General features: G+C 70.3%; 17 protein-coding genes and 1 pseudogene. 2 read left to right on the plus strand and 16 right to left on the minus strand.

Going from position 1 to position 16473, the window contains the following annotated elements:
• Positions 1-5: 5 nt before the first annotated feature.
• The 3 genes and pseudogenes from CXR04_RS09745 to CXR04_RS09755 form a co-directional block, all read right to left on the minus strand.
• The gene (locus CXR04_RS09745) at positions 6-806 is read right to left on the minus strand and encodes a DUF6884 domain-containing protein (protein WP_199850429.1); all 801 of its coding nucleotides are present in this window, start codon (positions 804-806) and stop codon (positions 6-8) included.
• Positions 807-954: 148 nt separating this feature from the next.
• A complete protein-coding gene (locus CXR04_RS09750) occupies positions 955-1770 on the minus strand; it encodes a DUF317 domain-containing protein (protein ID WP_101421457.1) in 816 nt (271 codons plus the stop codon).
• A gap of 29 nt (positions 1771-1799) precedes the next feature.
• Positions 1800-2051: pseudogene (locus CXR04_RS09755) on the minus strand (hypothetical protein); the annotation flags it as partial.
• Positions 2052-3202: 1151 nt separating this feature from the next.
• Here CXR04_RS09755 and ltrA point away from each other — a divergent pair.
• Both ltrA and CXR04_RS09765 read left to right on the plus strand, forming a co-directional pair.
• Entirely contained in the window at positions 3203-4642 is a 1440-nt protein-coding gene (gene ltrA, locus CXR04_RS09760; RefSeq protein WP_101421458.1) for a group II intron reverse transcriptase/maturase, read from the plus strand.
• Positions 4643-4680: 38 nt separating this feature from the next.
• Positions 4681-5496, plus strand: coding sequence for an SAM-dependent methyltransferase (locus CXR04_RS09765; RefSeq protein WP_101421459.1), 816 nt, complete (start codon positions 4681-4683; stop codon positions 5494-5496).
• Between the two features lie 1135 nt (positions 5497-6631).
• On the opposite strand, the gene CXR04_RS09770 is transcribed toward CXR04_RS09765, so the two are convergent.
• From CXR04_RS09770 to CXR04_RS09830, 13 genes are all read right to left on the minus strand, one after another.
• Positions 6632-7261 carry an HNH endonuclease family protein gene (locus CXR04_RS09770; protein ID WP_234380135.1) on the minus strand — a complete coding sequence of 210 codons (630 nt, stop codon included), beginning with the start codon at positions 7259-7261 and terminating at the stop codon, positions 6632-6634.
• 383 nt (positions 7262-7644) lie between these two features.
• Positions 7645-7893 (minus strand): hypothetical protein, encoded by a 249-nt coding sequence (locus CXR04_RS09775; protein WP_159072291.1) that lies wholly within the window; start codon positions 7891-7893, stop codon positions 7645-7647.
• A gap of 388 nt (positions 7894-8281) precedes the next feature.
• Positions 8282-9142, minus strand: a complete 861-nt coding sequence (locus CXR04_RS09780; RefSeq protein ID WP_101421461.1) for a DUF317 domain-containing protein — start codon at positions 9140-9142, stop codon at positions 8282-8284.
• A 42-nt stretch (positions 9143-9184) separates the two neighbouring features.
• The gene (locus tag CXR04_RS09785) at positions 9185-10420 is read right to left on the minus strand and encodes an ATP-grasp domain-containing protein (RefSeq protein ID WP_234380136.1); all 1236 of its coding nucleotides are present in this window, start codon (positions 10418-10420) and stop codon (positions 9185-9187) included.
• A 60-nt stretch (positions 10421-10480) separates the two neighbouring features.
• A complete protein-coding gene (locus CXR04_RS09790) occupies positions 10481-10783 on the minus strand; it encodes a hypothetical protein (protein WP_101421462.1) in 303 nt (100 codons plus the stop codon).
• A 36-nt stretch (positions 10784-10819) separates the two neighbouring features.
• On the minus strand, positions 10820-12055 hold the full coding sequence (locus CXR04_RS09795; RefSeq protein ID WP_101421463.1) for an MFS transporter: 1236 nt from the start codon (positions 12053-12055) through the stop codon (positions 10820-10822).
• Positions 12052-12555 carry a regulator gene (locus tag CXR04_RS09800; RefSeq protein ID WP_101421464.1) on the minus strand — a complete coding sequence of 168 codons (504 nt, stop codon included), beginning with the start codon at positions 12553-12555 and terminating at the stop codon, positions 12052-12054. Before CXR04_RS09800 ends, CXR04_RS09795 begins: the two co-directional genes overlap by 4 nt.
• Entirely contained in the window at positions 12552-13322 is a 771-nt protein-coding gene (locus tag CXR04_RS09805; protein ID WP_101426285.1) for a winged helix-turn-helix transcriptional regulator, read from the minus strand. The genes CXR04_RS09800 and CXR04_RS09805 overlap by 4 nt, the downstream gene beginning before the upstream one ends.
• Before the next feature lie 98 nt (positions 13323-13420).
• The gene (locus tag CXR04_RS09810) at positions 13421-13819 is read right to left on the minus strand and encodes a hypothetical protein (protein WP_101421465.1); all 399 of its coding nucleotides are present in this window, start codon (positions 13817-13819) and stop codon (positions 13421-13423) included.
• 10 nt (positions 13820-13829) lie between these two features.
• Entirely contained in the window at positions 13830-14273 is a 444-nt protein-coding gene (locus CXR04_RS09815; RefSeq protein ID WP_101421466.1) for a hypothetical protein, read from the minus strand.
• Positions 14270-14728, minus strand: coding sequence for a hypothetical protein (locus CXR04_RS09820; protein ID WP_101421467.1), 459 nt, complete (start codon positions 14726-14728; stop codon positions 14270-14272). The genes CXR04_RS09815 and CXR04_RS09820 overlap by 4 nt, the downstream gene beginning before the upstream one ends.
• A gap of 284 nt (positions 14729-15012) precedes the next feature.
• Positions 15013-15756 carry a hypothetical protein gene (locus tag CXR04_RS09825; protein WP_101421468.1) on the minus strand — a complete coding sequence of 248 codons (744 nt, stop codon included), beginning with the start codon at positions 15754-15756 and terminating at the stop codon, positions 15013-15015.
• Between the two features lie 19 nt (positions 15757-15775).
• Positions 15776-16456, minus strand: coding sequence for a hypothetical protein (locus CXR04_RS09830; RefSeq protein ID WP_101421469.1), 681 nt, complete (start codon positions 16454-16456; stop codon positions 15776-15778).
• Positions 16457-16473: the final 17 nt, after the last annotated feature.

Raw genomic sequence — 16473 nt, forward strand, 5'->3', positions numbered from 1 at the left:
GGCGGTCAGGGTGCCGGCCGGTGTTCGTCGGACAACGCGGCGGCCTGCTCCCACCACATCTCGCGCAGCGCCGGGTTCTCCCGGGCCTGGCGGCACAGCCTGCGGTGCTCGCCCATCGGCCCGGTGAGCGGGGCCAGGAGGTGGGGGACGGACGGCCGCAGCAGCTCGGCGTAGTCCTTGCCGCCGAGGAAGATCACGTCGGCGTCGAACAGGCCGTAGCCGCGGGTGTGTCCGGTCATCTTCTCCGCGGTGATCGCCCGTTTGTGGCCGAGGGTGACGTTGTACGGGTGCAGCGGGCGGTCGAGGGGGACGAGCCCGTGGAGCGCGGAGGCTATGCGGATCAGGTCCGGGTGGGTCAGCGTGTCGGCGGCGCGCCGGAGTGAGCGGTGGTAGTGCCCGGTGTACAGCTCGCCGGCGAGCCAGCCGTGACGCTGCCCGTCGGGTATCGGGCGCTTCTTGTCCCCGCAGGCGATGATCACCACTTTGCGGCGGTGCACATCGATGTTCCCTCGCAGCCGGGCGTACTCGCGGCCCGCGGGGGTCAGGTACAACGAGCCGCCGATGGTCTCCCCCCAGTCGGTATCGCCGTGGTGCCACGGCTGCGGGAAAGGCCCGGCGTACCCGGCGGTGTAGAGCGCGGCCAGGGTACGGTCGTTGTACCACGGCTCGCCTTTCCAGTACGCGCGGTCGTCGCGCCCGGCGACGAGCTGGTCGGGGCGCTGCGCGGCGGTGAGCACCGCCTCGTGCTGCTTGGCGGGCAGCTTCGGCGGGAGGGACGGCGGGCCGCTGTCTGGGATGGGAGTCATTGCTTCATCGCCTCCAGTGGCCGGGTACGGCCAGGTGGACGGGGGCTCATCGCGCTGGCGTCCTGGGGTCGTAGCCGGGGAAAGGGTCGTCGCGGCGTCGGCTTCGGGCGCGGACGGCGGGTGATGAGGGCGCTTAGGAGTGTGGTCGCTAGCCGGCAGGTGTCCACAGGAGTCGTTCGCGGGTCGCCTCGGGCACTACCCGGCGCAGGACCGCCGCGGTCGAGCTGAGGGACGCGGCGAACGCAGCCACGAGATCGTGCGGGACGGACGCGGAGAACGACACCGCCCACAGGCACGGGGCGCCGGGCGCGGGCTGGGCCCATGCCTGCCATCCGTCGGGCCCCGGCTCGCCGGATCCGGCGGTCAGAGCGCGCGGGTCGGCGTCCTGGATGAGAGGCGGTACCTCACCCAGGCTGACGTGCGAGATGAACGTGGGATCCGTCGCCCCCGCCGACTGGTCGACGTCGCGGAGCCACCCGTGGGCGGTGACGGCGTCGAGGACCAGCTCGGGACGAACGTGCGGCACCGCGGGGTGGGGACGGGCGTCGAGCGCGACGAGGAAGTCGGCCACCGCCTCGCCGGGCACGTCGGGCGTGAAGTAGACCGCCCACTCGGCCGGGCCGCTGGTGTCCGTACGGGCGGAGACCTGCCAGGCGATCGGCAGGTCCCCCAGATGGAACGGCTCGTCGGCCAGCATCCACTGGGCCCAGCACAGGGAGTCCGGGCTGATGTGCAGGACGGTGCTGCGAATGACCTGGCGGTCCTCCGGCTCCTCGTCCGGCTCCTGCCGCCCCCGGACGATCGTCAGACTCGTCCAGCCCAAGCCGCCGAGCACATCGGCGACGGTGTCGTAGAGGCGGCCGTCGTCACCGGCCAGATGACGGGGACCGACCCAGTACGCGCGCTGCGCACCGGTCGAATCGGACGGGTCGAACGGGAAGCCGGAATACAGAGGCGCCTCCAGAAGGGGGGTCGGCTGTGATTCAACTGCCAGCGGGGCGGCGGGGACGGCTGAGCGAGGTCCTGCCAGGCCAGGGCCACCGCTACGTCGGGCGGCAAGTGCCCGAGTTGGCTGTCCTCGTCCCGCCCTTCGGCGAGGTAGACGACGGGCCAGCCGGTCTCGTCCACGAACGGCACCACCTGCGCGAGGCGATGGGCCATCGGGGAGAACGGGTTCATCGCCTGACGGACCGGGGCGTCCCGGTCGCAGGCGGACAGCAGCGTGATGAGATCACCGACGGTCATCTCCGGGTACCCTCGCTGCCGCCCGGCCCGGAAGCCGGTGGAGCGACCGTTGCGCATGGGAGCCGCGGTCACGAGAAATCATCCTCTCTGACCTGGGAGTTCCACACAAGGTCGTCGATGTTGACATGCTCTCGCCCCGCTTAGCCAGTCGGTTCGCGATCTTTCTTGTCTGCCGCCGGCGAACTACCGGCTCCGAGTGCCCGTCCACCTACCCGCGAGTCTTCACCGGGGAGAACCGGGGTGCTGAGCAAGTCCGCGATAAGGGACGGAGCCTCGGTTCGCGCTGTGTCCATCGGCACGGCCCTCGCGGTGGGGACTGGGCGGTGGGCTCTACACCTTCGAGGGGCCTTGGGCCGGGACGCTGCGGTGTGTGAAGGGCATCTACTGGGCCCTCGCTGGAGCGGGGGAACGGCTGCGGCTACGTTGTCGGCTGACCCGTTCCCCACACACCAAGGATGGCCCTCGTGGAAGACCGTAGTGATGCTGTGATGAAGATCGATCCGACTGTGGCGCATTCGGCCCGGATGTGGAACTACTGGCTGTTGCGCCACGAGGCGCCGTATGACCGAGCGGAGGTGAAAGACCTCCGCCGTAGGGCCGTCGCAGTGGCCTGACCGAAGATGGGGGCAGTCCGACCCGGGGAACGCCGGCGAGGACGGCAAGCAGCCCCGACAACGCCGGAACGGCTCAGAACTGTCAGATGGGTCGGGTTCGGCAATCGAGGACAGAAGGTACAGTGAAAGCGAATCGGTGGCAGACGCTCCGTAAGAGTTCCGTCGGCTCAAATCTGGCAGATATGGGCCGATGTGCAGTAGTTGGGCGCCTGTGAGTCAGAGGTGTCCATCCTTGCTGGGAGTTTCAGTCAGCTGCCAGCAGGGGCCATGGTGAAAGTCTGCGGCGTAGCCGTGGCGAAGCTGCCGGAGTACAGCCGGGTGCCTAACTGTCCGATCGGTCATGCGGTGAACGTGGGAACTGCTCGTGACCGCCCAAAGCCTGCTGCAGCCTGCGGCATGTCAGGGCAGGTCCGTTGCCGACTGATGGCCATGAGCAGGGCGGAGGCCCCGTAGTACTCCGAGCACGCGAAAGGCGTGTACATGGGGAAGGGGGCCAGCAAGTCTGTAGGGCGGAACTGAAATGCCAGGAGCGCATTGGTGAACATCGATGATCCGGAGCGATCGTATGTCCCGTTCAGGGTCGAGCGCCGGGTACTGGAGATTCAGGCCAAGCTACACCGTTGGTCAAACGAGAATGGTCACCGCCGGTTTGATGACTTGTATAACCTTGTCTGCGATCCTGACTTCCTTCTGGTCGCATGGGATCGCGTGAGGAGCAACAGGGGTGCTCGGTCGGCCGGGATTGACGGCCGGTCAGCCTTCTCGATCGAGTCTGCCGGGGTGGAAGAATTCCTCGGTGGATTACGGTCGCAGTTGAAGGATCGGAGCTTCAGCCCGTTACCGGCACGGGAGCGCATGATTCCCAAATCGGACGGGAAGAAGCGCCGTCTAGGTATTGCGACCGTGTGTGACCGAGTGGTACAGGCGTCCCTGAAGCTGGTGCTGGAGCCCATCTTCGAGGCGGATTTTCTCCCGTGTTCATACGGGTTCCGGCCGAACAGGAGGGCCCACGACGCCGTGGCCGAGATCCGTTACTACTCGTCTCGCCCACGTCAGTACGAATGGGTGGTCGAGGGCGACATCAAAGCCTGCTTCGACGAGATTTCGCACTCCGCGCTAATGGATCGGGTGCGGATGCGTGTTGGAGACAAGCGAGTGCTGGCACTGGTGAAGGCGTTCCTGAAGTCGGGCATCCTCTCCGAGGATGGATCCCTGACGGAAACGAACACCGGAACCCCTCAAGGGTCGATCCTTTCTCCGCTACTGAGCAATGTGGCTCTCTCGGTTCTGGACGAGTACATCGAACAGGCTCCCGGAGGACCGTCCAGTAGTGAATGGCAACGGCGCGTTCGTCGTCGTCAGGGGCTCCCCAATTTTCGACTCATTCGATATGCGGATGACTGGTGCCTGATGGTCAGAGGCACACGGGAAGGGGCGGAAGCCCTCAAGGAGGAAGTGGCTGAGGTTCTTGCGACGATGGGGCTACGCCTGGCCGACGCGAAGACCTTGATTACCCACATTGACGAGGGTCTCGACTTTCTTGGGTGGCGCATCCAGCGTCATGTTAAAGCGAGCGAGAAACGGGAGTACGTGTACACCTACCCTGCAAGGAAGGCGCTGCGCGTCATCTGCAGGAAGGTGAAGCGCATCTGCCGTAATACGAGCACGAACCAACCGCTTTCCACCCTGCTGTATCAGCTCAACCCGGTACTGCGGGGCTGGTGCGCCTACTTCCGGCCCGGGGTGTCGAGCAAGGCGTTCGGGTACCTGGCGAAGGTCGCCTGGTATCAGGTCATCGCCTGGATTCGACGCAAACACCGGGGGATCACTTGGAAGGAACTCCGGCGCCGCTACTGCGCCGGAGGATGGCAACCACGTGACGGACAAATCAAACTCCTCCACACCGGAACCATCAGCACCACTCGGTACCGGTACAGGGGAACCAAGATTCCGTCTCCGTGGGCGGCGGCCGCGTAACGCATCATCGTTCCCAAACGGGACTTGCGGAGAGCCCGTTGCGCGGAGACGCGCACGGCGGGTTCGGGAAGCGGTTCGGGGAAACGGGCCGGTCGAAAGACCGGAACCGCGCCCCGGGCCGACTTCACGGCGGCAAGGACAATTACGAGGCGGACCGCGTTGTCGGTGACCAGGTCCGCCAGGTCTATCCGGCGATAGTCGACGTCGCGCGGCACTCCAGGGCCTTCCTCGGCCGGGCGGTGCGACTGCTGGTGCAGGAGGCCGGATTACGCCAGTTCCTCGACATCGGCACCGGCCTGCCCACCGCGAACAACACCCACGAGGTCGCCCAGAGCATCGAGCCGGCCTGCCGGATCGTCTACGTCGACAACGACCCCCTCGTCCTCGCGCACGCCCGCGCCCTGCTCGCCTCCACGCCCGAAGGGGCGTGCGCGTACGTCGACTGCGACGCCCGCGACCCGGAGGCGATCCTCGCCGCAGCCTCCCGCACGCTGGACTTTACGCGGCCTGTCGGGCTGATGATGCTGGGCATCCTGGGGTCCATCTGGGACGACGAGGAGGCGTACGCCATCCGGGACCGGCTGGTCGCGGCGCTGGCACCGGGCAGTTACCTGGTCTTCGAGGACGGCACCAACGCGATCAACCGCGAAGCCGCGGACGCCGCCGAGAAGACGCGGGCCGAGGGCGGAGACCCCTACCGGCTGCGCGACCGCGAGCAGATGACCCGGTTCCTCACCGGCCTGGAGGTGCTGGAACCCGGGCTGGTGTCGGTATCGCACTGGCGCCCCGAAGAGAGCCGCTGGGCGATGCCCGACGCCGTCAACGCCTTCTGCGCGGTCGCGGCCAAACGCTGATCCACGCCGGCTGTGCAACCGCGGTGGCAGGCCGAGCGGCTGGCAGCGCGAGCAGGAGGCACATCCAGCGGGCGGTTCTTGGCCCATGGTTCTCCAGGCGGCCGATCGTCGTCGAACCCCAAGCCGCCGTTGGACTACACCAGTTCATCGGTACTGGCGAATGTCAGTGGGCGACCTGCATCCGAGCGCGCAGACCCTGGCAGTCCCTCCCGACGGAGGGGAAGGAAGCAGCTGGGATCGCCGAGGACGGCTTCGCCCTCTCGCGGCCACAACTCGGCATCGGCCAGGGCGACGCCCAGATAGGCCGTCGTCGGATCAGGCTGGTCCCAGGTGGGATCTACGACGCCCCCGTCGGGGCCCACACACCAGGCGCGGGGAAGAGGAAAGCCATGCGTCGTGGCGAATCCCTCGGCGTAGATCAGGCCGCGGCCCGCGGTGAGCACGGGCGGTCCTCGCGGCGTTGTAGTAGCACTCCCGATCGGGCAGCTTCCGGACCTCGGCCGGCCGAGGTTGGTACGTGAAGAGGCGACCGTGCGCCAGCAGGAGATGAAACTGCGTGGGGTGGGCCCAGCCCACCCGGCCAACGGCGCCGGCCACTTCGGCGCCCAGGCGCACGAAGGCCGTCAACTCCTCGTCGGCAGAGTCGTTGGGTGGCGTACCGGCGTCGACGTTGCTGGCCATAGCCGAATCGTCCTCCGTTCCGGGAGGCACCGGAAGCGATCAGGCCGATCGCCTCGTCGGCGACCCAGCGGGAGGTGTGGTCCTACGGGTAGTCGCCCGGCCGGTGGGTTACCGCGGCTCGGGCCCGCAGGCGCAGGTTCTGAGGCAGGTCAGGCGGGTCCATGATCCAGGAGGGATCGGCCAGCACGACGTGGAGCAGATCGGCCCAGGTGCTTGCCTACATCAGCGGGCGCAGTCTTCTCGTGCGCTCTTGGCTGGCTCGGACCCACCAAGGCCGGACGCGGGCCCTCCGGCCGTGGCCGGGCCACCTCTCATACAGAGCGGATCACGCTTCCGGGGCGCCCGCTCGGCAGTCCCGTCGCCCGGCTGGCCGCGCCGCGAACTCGCGGGCATGCACAGCGAAAAACCCCGCCGCCCTGCCCGAAGGCCAGACGACGGGGTGTATCGGCAGCGGCTATGCCGCCAGGCTCGAACCCCACTGGCGTGGTGACGGCTCGACACGTGTCGACCGAGCGAGGACGACAGTGACTACTGGGTCGTCGCAGCCCGCGGCGATACGCTGAATAGCAGCGTGCTCCCGGCCATCTGCAGACAAGCCCCAGCGGACCTTCACCACGACCCAGTCCGTGATGTAACGGCAGGACGCCGCTACGGCAGGTGGCATCCACTCCGAAGGGTCGCGGTCCGCCTTCGACTGATTCGACTTGTCGTGGACCGCGAGGAGGGCACGCGGGTCGTCAAGATCGTTGGCGTAAGCCTCCCGCTCGGCCGCAGTCCACGCACGTGCACCGGAGTCCGAGGCTTCACCCAACGCCACGATATGGTCGATATCGACGTCGAGCTTGCTGGTCTGCGTGGTGTCGTCGTACCAGGAGTACCAGGTACCGGTGTCCTTCGCGATCGTGCACCGGCCGGTGATCTGCGGGGCCGTGACGGCGTCTCTGAGCAGCACCTCGGCCCGCGTGTCGCAGCCGTCGCGATCCGAATCGGCCCAGTGCTTGAACTCACGACGGTGGTAGCCGGCGCAGGGGCCCTCGTCCTCAACAGGCAGAGCGGAGATCAACTCCGACAGCCGAGCCGTCACCACCTCGCCCTGTGCTGCCGCCGCGGAGCTGGCAGTAGCAGCAACAGCGCGAGGACAAGGGCGAGCGCGCCGACCATCCCACGGACGAACCGCCTCATGATCGATTTCATGAACCCTGCATAGCGCCAGCACGAGCCCCGGCCGACGCGCCGCGCCGCCCTTCACTCCTTCGGGAGTGCCGGTCAGTCCACGATGGCGCCGCATCCGGCAAAAGCCCCCGGCCGCCCGAAGAGGGCCCAGCACAGGCACGGCGTGGGCGACCTGGTCCCCACTGAGCGAGAATCAGAACACCGCGTGTGAGGCAGCCCACGGGCGAGCGACTGCTCGCCGTCGCGGCGGTCCGGCACCGCGGCGCCGCGGTCGAGGGCCCACTCGGCCGCGATCTAGTCGAACTCTTCCTCAATGACGTCGTCGACGATGTCCCGGATGGTCTCGGTGTCGATGCCCTCGCACGTCGGCGGCAGCACCGTCTGGTCGACGAGCTTGCGGGCGGTCTCGGCGTTCGCGGCGATGCCGAGGTTCTCGGCGGTTGCCTCCTTGCAGGCGGTCTGTGCTTCGCCGGAGCCCCCGCCGTCGCCGGAGCAGGCGCCGAGAGTCAGAAACAGACCGACGACCGCAGCCACGGTACGCATGCGCATGGTCCCCCCTGGACGTGTCGTGTCAGGTGCATCGTGCAGCATGCGCGCACGCTCGTCCGCCGAATCGCCCAAGTGCAGGTACCAGCGGACCCGTTCGAGACATCGCGCCGGATGCCGCACGGCGCACTGCCTCGTGCTCGTCGGCCGCCCGCGAGCAGCGCGAACACCTGCAGGAGTGCGCGGCTGCGCCGCCGGGCACGTTCGGCATCGACGGGATCACGCGGGCATCATGTGACGCAGACTGTCGGGGAGTCGAAACGGATCCGTGACCGCGTCCGACGGCGATCACCGGGCCGCATCGTGGAAGGGGAGGCACATCTCGGCGAAAGATCTCGCGGGCATGCAAGAGCACGATGGAACTCTCGTTTCGAGGCGGCCGGCGTCAGCGGCGCGGGCGGGGCAGGGCCGGCCTGGTGCTGGTGCTCCAGCGCGGGACGCTGGCCGGCGGTAGTGCGGCCGGGCGGCGGGCGGCGGCCCGCCGGACATCGAGGGGCGAGGGTGCCGGCGGCAGCGGCGCCCGGACGGGAGTGAGCTGGGCCATGCCCGCGACGTAGCTGAAGGTGTCTTCGCGCCATCGGGGCAGCGGGGCGGGGTCGGCGACGCACCGGGTGACGGCGGCGAGCAGTGCGACGGGAGTATAGGTGCTGGCCGTTGCGTACCAGGCCGGCTTGTCGATGGACCGGCCCGCCCAGAGCTGCCAGCGGGCGTCCCGCGTGGTCAACTCGCCTTCCGGGTCGAGGTTGCCGCCGGTGTACTCCAGGCCAGCGTGCCGGTCCGGAGCATCGACCAGGTAGACCCCCAAGTAGGGGCGGTCCAGTGTCCAGCCCTGCTGCAGCAGAGGGTCGACGATGCGAATGGGGTCGCGCTCGGCGATCCCGGGAAACGGCCTGGCCAGATAGGCGTCCCTGGCCTCGTAGGCGGTGGCCAGTGCAGTGGTGAAGGCGGTCACGAACTCGGTGGGGGTGGCTTTGTTGAAGCAGACGCCCCACGCCGGCGGGCCGAAGGGGTCGCGGTAGGCGTTGATGCGCCAGAGGCCGTCGTCCTCGCCTTCGGGGAGGTAGCCCAGACGCACCCGCCGGTTCGGCGAGTTGGTGTAGACGTTGCCGAGGTCATCGTGGCGCAGGTCCCAGCCGAGGCCGAGAAGCGGGGCGAGGGCAGGGTCGCCGATCCCCGTAGTACCGGCGAGGTACCGGGGGGAGACGTACACGTCCCCGTCGATGTCAGGGTCGTTCAAATGATCCATCCGGATATGGGGTGCGCGGCGTGCCGTGGCAGCCGCGCGGGGCTACGCGGGAGCGATCTCGACGGTCAGGTTCCGGTACGCCTCGGTGGCTCGGGCCTGCGCTTCGGCGCCGGTGGCACCGGTGGTGATCACGAAGCCGATGCGGGCGGTGAACATGTCGCCTTGCGGGGGCAGGACGAGGCGGTCGCCGACCTCGCGTGTGAAGGTGGCCTGGTCGAGCCAGCCGGCGCCGTCGGCGAAGTCGGTGTCGATCTCGCGGGTGGTGAGGGTGCCGGAGTAGGCGGGGTAGATCATGCGGATCGCCGCGGCCCGGTTTCGGGTGGGGGCGAGGTCGGGGGTGTGGCCGCAGGCGATGTCGGCGGCGGCGCGGGCCAGGTCGATGCCGGTGGCGGATTGGACGAGGTGGCCGATCAGGTCGCCGGCCAGGCGGGCATTGACCTCGATCAGCCGCGGGCGGCCGTCGACCAGGCGCATCTCGACGTGGCTGACGCCGTCGGTGACGCCGAGGGCCTCCAGCGCCGCCGTGGCGGCCGGGGCAACCCGCGGCAGCACTGGATCGGCGGCGTCGACGACGTGCGCCAGTTCCTCGAAGTACGGGGGCATGCCGACGGTCTTGCGGGTGACGGCGACCGCGGAACTCCGGCCCTTGTGGGTGACGCACTCCACGCTGATCTCCGGCCCGTCGAGGTACTCCTCGACCAGGACCCGGGGGCTTTCCACCTGGCGGCCCGCGGCCCGGGCGGCGTGGTGGTAGGCGAAGGGCAGTTCGTCGTCGTTGTCGGCGCGGGTGACGCCCATGCTCGCGGCGAGCGCGGCCGGTTTGAGTACGACGGGGTAGCCGACGCGCTGGGCCGCCTCACGTGCCTCGGTCTCGCTGCGGATGCTGACGGAGACGGCTGAAGGCACCTGTCCGCGGGCGAACGCGGCCCGGGCCGCGGCCTTGTCACGGCACCTGCGCAGCGCGGAGACAGGGGTGGTGGGCAGGGAGAGGCTGCGGGCCAGGCGGGCGACGGGCACGAGGTACCACTCGGTCCACGTCATCACCCCGGCCACCGGGTGCCGCCGGGCCAGCGCACGCCCGGCGGCCAGCAGCGCCTCTTCGTCGGCCGGGTCGGCGACTTCGGCGTCGATGATCCATGGGCGCTGCCACGTCGGCTCCTTCTCGCAGGCGAGGACGACGTCGTAGTGGGCGGCGATGTTCTCCAGGCACCAGCCGCGGTACGCCTGCGCTTCCAGGTCGGAGGCGGCAACGATCAGCAGGACGGGACGGGCGGTCAACAAGGCTCCGATCAGCAGACGGCACAGGAGGACGAGCGGGCGGCCCCGGGGCCGGTGGGGTCAGGGTGCGCGGCGTTGGCGCAGTTCGAAGGCCCCCGCCCAGTGCGGGTGCTCGGCGATCAGCTTCCGGGCGTAGAGGGCGGTGTAGTTGTTGTTCAGCCCGCCGGCGCCGTGCGGGAGTTGGCGGCGCAGGTCCTCGAAGAGGTCCTTGAGGCTGATGCGCGTGAGGCCGGCGGCCAGGTGCCGGGCGGCCCGGCGTTCGAGTGCGCGGTAGATGTGCGGGTTCTGTGCGTCGAAGGCGTGGAACCGTTCGGTGATGGTCCAACCGCCGGCGCAGGGCGCCTCGGGGCGGGTTGGTGACATGGCGGTCCTCCTCGGGCTGCGGGAGCGTGGGCGGGGTCAGGTGTGCAGGGCGGGGTCGGTGCGCAGGCGGGTGAAGGCGAGGAGGAGTCCGAGGGCCTGGACGGCGGCGCAGGCGGTGATGACGTGGCCGAGGTCGGCGGGCGGCGTCAGCGCGGTGAGCACGCCGGCTAGGGGGAAGGGCAGCAGGAGGATGAGGATGGTCGCCGCCAGCGTGCTGCCGAAGACGGCCGTGGGGATGAGGCGGGCGCGAAGCGTGCGCAGGACGACGGTCATGCCGCCTTCGGCGGCCATGAGGATGGCGATGAGGATCAGGTAGGAGCGGTAGGTGGGTGCGTGGGCGGCGGCCAGGCAGGCGAGCGAAGCGAGTGCGGCGCAGGCGGCGCCGACCGTCCACAGGCCCAGGCGGTCGATTGCGAAGCGGCAGAGCGCGACGCTGGCCAGGGTGGCGGCTGCGGCGGTGGACCAGAGCAGGCCGACCGCGGTGGTGGACTGCCCGAAGTGCTTGACGACGATCACGGGGGCTGCGGCTTGGAGGAAGCCGATGGCCAGGTTGGACAGGGTCAGGCCGGTGACGAGCCAGCCGAGTGCGGGAAGGGAGCGGATGGTGCGCCATCCCGTCACCAGCCCTGCGCCCGCGCGGTCCTTCGGCGCCCGGGCGGGAGTGACGGGTGAGGGCGGGGTGTGCAGGGCGAGGAGCGCGGCGAGCAGGGAGATCGCCGCGACCACCGCGAGCATCTGCGGCGGTCCGGCGAGCAGGAGCACCCCCGCGGCAGCGGGGCCGGCCAGGGTGGCGGTCTGGTCGATGCCGAGGAGGACGGACTGGACGCGGTGGGCCCGCGGGCCGGCCCGGCGGCCGGCGGCGCCGCCGGCGGTCTCGGCCGCGATATAGCTGAACTCGGTGAGCACACCGGTCGACGCGGCCAGCGCCATCACCGTCGTACTCGCCACCGTTCCGGACGGATGGATGCTAAGGAGGAGCGCGCCGGCGGCCAGGGCCAGGGCGCGGCCGAGGGAGGCCAGGCAGAAAACAACGGATGCCCCGCGCCGGTCGACGACCGATCCAGCCCAGCCGAACGCAGCCAGGCGGGGGATCCACTCCAGGGCGAACGCAAGTCCGGTCAGGGCGGCGGAGCCGGTGGTGTGCAGGACCAGCAGGGGGATGCCGTAGGTGGACATGGCGAACGCCGCGGCGTCCGCGGTGCGCGGCAGGTAGATGCCGCGGGCCAGCCCGGCGGGGTGACGGGCGTGCCGGGGGGAGAGCGCGGTGCTCACGCGGCCGGCTCGTACTCGGTGACGGGCTGGGTGAGTTGCGGGTTGGCCGTCAGCCACCGGATCAGATGACCGGGCAGGTCCTCTCCGGCGGCCTCGGCGCCGGGCAAGTCCGCACCCGAGCCTTCGGCGCTCTGGGTGGCGAGGGTGTGGACGAGGAGGTCGAGGGTGTGCTGGATGCGGGTGGTGAAGGTGCTGACCGGGGTCGGGTAGGCGTGGTGGCGGGCCCAGCGGGCGGTCGCGTCGTAGAAGGCGGCCAGGTGGAAGCCGGAATCGGTCAGGTCGAGGCCGCCCACGGGTCCCGCCTGCACGAGCCCGTGAGCACGGGCCATGTGGACGGCGCGGCGGGCGCGGCCCGCGGGCAGGTCGGACAGGGTGGCGGTCAGCATCCTCGGCGCTATCGACCCGTTGTCGTCGATTTCGGTGATCAGCCGGATCAGCGCCGGCGAGGCCAGCACCCGGGCGGCGGCGCGCAGTTCAGCGGGTCCCAGAGTGGTGGTCATCGGTTCGGGCCTCCTGCCGTGAGCGGCGCCGGCGGGCCGGCAGGGGTGGCGTGCGAGAACAGATCGCTGTACGAGGGCCGGGCGCCGCCGGGCCGTGGCGCCGCGGGGGGCGTGGTGGTCGGCCGCGTGGGTTGGCCGGACCGCGGCTTCGGCGCGGACAGGGGCTGTGTGTGGCCCCAGACGGGGTGGTGGGCGGCGTGGTTGAGGGGCTTGCCGGCGGCCCAGGCGGACAGGGCACCGAGGACCGGGCCCAGGGCTTCGCCGGCGGCGGACAGCCGGTAGGGCTGTCCGGGGCCGTCGGTGTCGACCAGGCCGTCGACGGTGAGCTGGCGCAGCGGGGGATAGATGTTGCTCCAGGCGCTGTGGGGCATGACGAGCTGGAAAAGAGCCCGGCCGCTGGTCTCCCCGCGGACCCTCAGCGCCCACAGGATGCCCGCGGCGTGGCGCCGGGTCAGCAGGGTCAGGCTGTCCTCGATCTGGTCGATCGCGGAGGGCGGTTGGGCGGCTTCTTCGAGGTGTGCCTCGGCCCAGGTGACGATCACCGGCAGGACCGGGAGAAGAGCGGCGCCGCGGTCGGTGAGGCCGTACGTGACGTGCCGTGTCGTGTGCTCGGTACGTTCGACGAGGCCGGCGTCGCACAGGGTGCGGGTCTTCGGGTGGAACTGGCTGTCCTTCAGCCAGGGCAGGCGGGCGGCCAGTTCGTGGTAGCGCAGCGGCTCGGCGGCCAGCGCCAGCAGGATCCGTACGTTCCACCGCGGCGTGATCATGGCGAGTGCCTCGGTGACCCGGGCAATGTCCGCGTCGGTTTCGGAAGAGAGGCCCAAAGGAGAACTCCTGGGTGATGAGAGCAGGGGGCGCCTGCGGCTCAGCGGCTGCGGGCTACTGCTGTCGAGCGGGGCGGCGGCGAAGGAGGCTCCCTCGTCGGTGGGGAGGCAGCTACGCGGGTCAGGCTCTGCAGGACGGCGGCGGCGGAGGCGGCCTGGACGTCGTGGACGGCGACGGCTTCGGCGAGCCGGCGAGTACCGTCGAGGAGGTGGGAGACCTCGTGCGGACCGAGCCGCCGGCCGGGCTGGAGGAGGCGGGTGAGGTAGTCGCGGTGAAAGGTGATGCTGTGCTCGGCGTCGGCGAGGGCTTGGTGCATGCCGAGCAGGGCGGCGAGCATCCCGGGCCGCCGGGCCTCGGGATGGGCTTTGAGGTCGGCAAGCGGCTCGCCGTACAGGTCCTCGATCCGCCCCGCTATCCCGGCGGCGGTCAGGTCCGCCAAGCCGGCGCCCTCACCGCCCCGGACCAGCAGCCGATCCGGTACGCGTGATCGCGGGCGCGGCAGCCGGCGGCAGCGTGGTGACGGCCCTGTGCTGGGTCATGCGGACGGGGCGGGAGACGGCGGGTGCGGGCATGGTGCGCAGCAGTTCGCCGAGCGCGGCGCGGTAGCCGTCACGGGCATCGAGCGCCGCCTGCAGCCACTGCGCGTCGACGCGGAGCTTGTCCGCGGACAGCTCGCCCATGTCCCGTTGAGGCCGGGTGTCGGCGTGCACCCGGTCGCGGACCCTGGCGACCTGCTCCTCCGTCAGGGCGAGGAACGCGCGCAGCTCCAGGGCGCGGACCAGCGCAGGAGCGGCGTCAGACCCGGTCGCGCTCGTGTGCAGCGCATCGAGTGGGGCGCCGAAGAGTCTCTGCAGCTCGTCGTCGACGCTGCTGGGCCGGACGTCCGCGCTCACGAACGGGCCCTCCCCGCCGCCCGCAGGGCCGTCGGCGCCGGCGCCGAAGCGGGGCGGGCCGGGGCGGTGGTCTGCACCGCCGGTCCCTTGCGTCGCGGGGTGGTCTGTTTCCCCGGTGCGTCGGGGTCGAGGAGGTAGCGCACGACCAGGGCCCGGCCGTCTCGCGCGGTCACCGCGGCGTTGACGAACTGGGCGAGATCCGTCGTCTGGTCGTCGACCTCGCCGGGCTGGGTGCCCAGCGCAGCCAGGAGGTCGTCCTCCGCGCGGTCGAGCACCTCCTGGGATTCGATGAGGAGACCGTGCCATTTCACGACGGAGGTGGCTTGGGGATTCGCGTCCGGCCGGGCGGCGACCGCGGCCTTCAACTTGCCCATGCCCATGTCGAATTGGGCTTCGATCCGTTCGGTGAGCACGCTCACGACGTGGTCAGCGTTCTCGGGTATGTCGTCGGACAAAGGAACTCCATTCAGCGGGGAAACAGGAGACAGCGCCTGGCCGTTCGGACAGTTGAGGCTGTGCTCGCGGTGACGGAAGTACCGGCACACCGGGCGCCCCGCGCATCGCCGCGGGAAGGGGAATTCCGGGTGGAGCGCATGCCGGTATGACCTCCGTGCAGGGCAGGAAGACTGCGTGGAAAGGGGCCCTGGTTTTCCGGGGCGGTATAAGGGTCCACAGAATCGCCGGTTTGCCTAACCGGCGATCGTCGGCTATGTTCCGCCCGGCCCGGCGGTCTCAGCGCTCAGCGCGAAGGGCCGGACGGGCGCCGGGCAGGGGACCCGGGCAGCCCGGGCGGGCGTGGATTCGCTGCCGCCGGACGCATCGGCGGCAGGGGGCCGGCGTCGCCAGCGAGCCGGTCCCAGCACCATCCCAGAGCCTCCTGCGGGGTGGCGAAGCCGCCCTCCCGCAGTGTGTACGTCTGCGCATCGGTGTCGACTTCCTCGACCACGACGCGAAACGGCGGCACGGCCTGCTCGTCCACGGCGCCCATGGCCACGACGGTGACGAAGTCGTCCGGGTCGTCCCGGGTGTAGGAGAAACCGATCCCGTAGTGGTCGCCTTCGAACATCAGGCGTCGGCCCAGTGCCCGCGTCGCCTCGTCCGCGGGCTGAGGGCCCAGTCCGGGATCCAGGGTGATGGCGTCGGGAGGGCAGCCGCGGTGGATCAGCCAGGACTGCACCATCGCGGGCAGCGGCAGCACGTCGTGGTTGAAATCGAAGGTCCGCGAGTCCGGATCCCGCTTCAGGTACACGCCGACGTACGGGGCCTCGCCGGGATGGCCCCAGGTCGCGCTGGAGTCGAACAGGACGTAGTAACTGCGGCCGTCGGCGGTGTGGTGTTCGGCGAGAGAGAGCAGGCTGCCGGCATGGAGGCCGACCAGGACATGGAAGGCGCGGGAGACCTTCTCGTCGGCGTCGAGCTGGTCCACGCCGAAGTCGACTTCGGAAGGTTCCTTGCGGTCCGGCTCGGGTTGGGTGGGAGGCAACGAGGGCCTTTCGCGGGAGTCAGCGCCGGTGCGCAGCAGATGAGGGCCAGGGACCGGGCTTGGGCGGCGAGGTGGTGGGCGGCCGTCGGGCGGCGAGCAGCGCGGCGCGGCCGGTGTCGGTCAAGGTGATGGGCTGGCCGGCGTTCAGGGGGCGGCTGGTGTCCCGGGCGACCAGGCCGGCGCCCTCCAGCCGTTGCAGTTCGGCGTAGGGGATGCGGGTGCCGGAGGCTGCGGTGACGGACACCTGGCCGCTGAGCAGGTGCTGGTAGAGCTTGGCTCCTCCGGCGATGGCGAGCAGGGCGTGCTGTTCCGCCTCGGAGAGGTGTCGTGGGCCGGGCGTCGTGCTGGTGGCGGTGGCCTCGATGGGCTCCAGGGCTGCCGTCACCCGCCGGGCGGCGCCATCACGGGCGGCAGCGGCGTTCTTCAGGGCCGCGACAGTGCGGTCGATCCGCGTGAGAAGGGCGTCATCGACGGGCAGCGCGCCGTCGGCGAGGCGGTGCAGAACGCGGAGGTAGAGGTCCACACCGGCCCCCGCCCTGGCCAGCGCATCGTGCTCGTCGACCAGGCGGGCATGCGGCTCGTCGAGGAGGCCGCGGTTGCGGTAGGCCCGCAGTGCGGCAGGGCCGTGGCCGGTGACGGCTTCGATGCGATCAGCCAGTGGCGATTCCGCTTCCCGGCCGGATCCAGGGTTGCCAGGCATGGGTGAGGCTCCGTGCG

This window comes from Streptomyces sp. CMB-StM0423, from assembly GCF_002847285.1.
Classification (GTDB): domain Bacteria; phylum Actinomycetota; class Actinomycetes; order Streptomycetales; family Streptomycetaceae; genus Streptomyces.

Coding starts and splice junctions, on each gene's coding strand:
- CXR04_RS09800 (WP_101421464.1), bottom strand. CDS start 12,555: ATGACCACCACTCTGGGACCCGCTGAACTGCGCGCCGCCGCCCGGGTG.
- CXR04_RS09745 (WP_199850429.1), bottom strand. CDS start 806: ATGACTCCCATCCCAGACAGCGGCCCGCCGTCCCTCCCGCCGAAGCTG.
- CXR04_RS09780 (WP_101421461.1), bottom strand. CDS start 9,142: ATGGATCATTTGAACGACCCTGACATCGACGGGGACGTGTACGTCTCC.
- CXR04_RS09830 (WP_101421469.1), bottom strand. CDS start 16,456: ATGCCTGGCAACCCTGGATCCGGCCGGGAAGCGGAATCGCCACTGGCT.
- CXR04_RS09805 (WP_101426285.1), bottom strand. CDS start 13,322: ATGATCACGCCGCGGTGGAACGTACGGATCCTGCTGGCGCTGGCCGCC.
- CXR04_RS09790 (WP_101421462.1), bottom strand. CDS start 10,783: ATGTCACCAACCCGCCCCGAGGCGCCCTGCGCCGGCGGTTGGACCATC.
- CXR04_RS09775 (WP_159072291.1), bottom strand. CDS start 7,893: ATGCGTACCGTGGCTGCGGTCGTCGGTCTGTTTCTGACTCTCGGCGCC.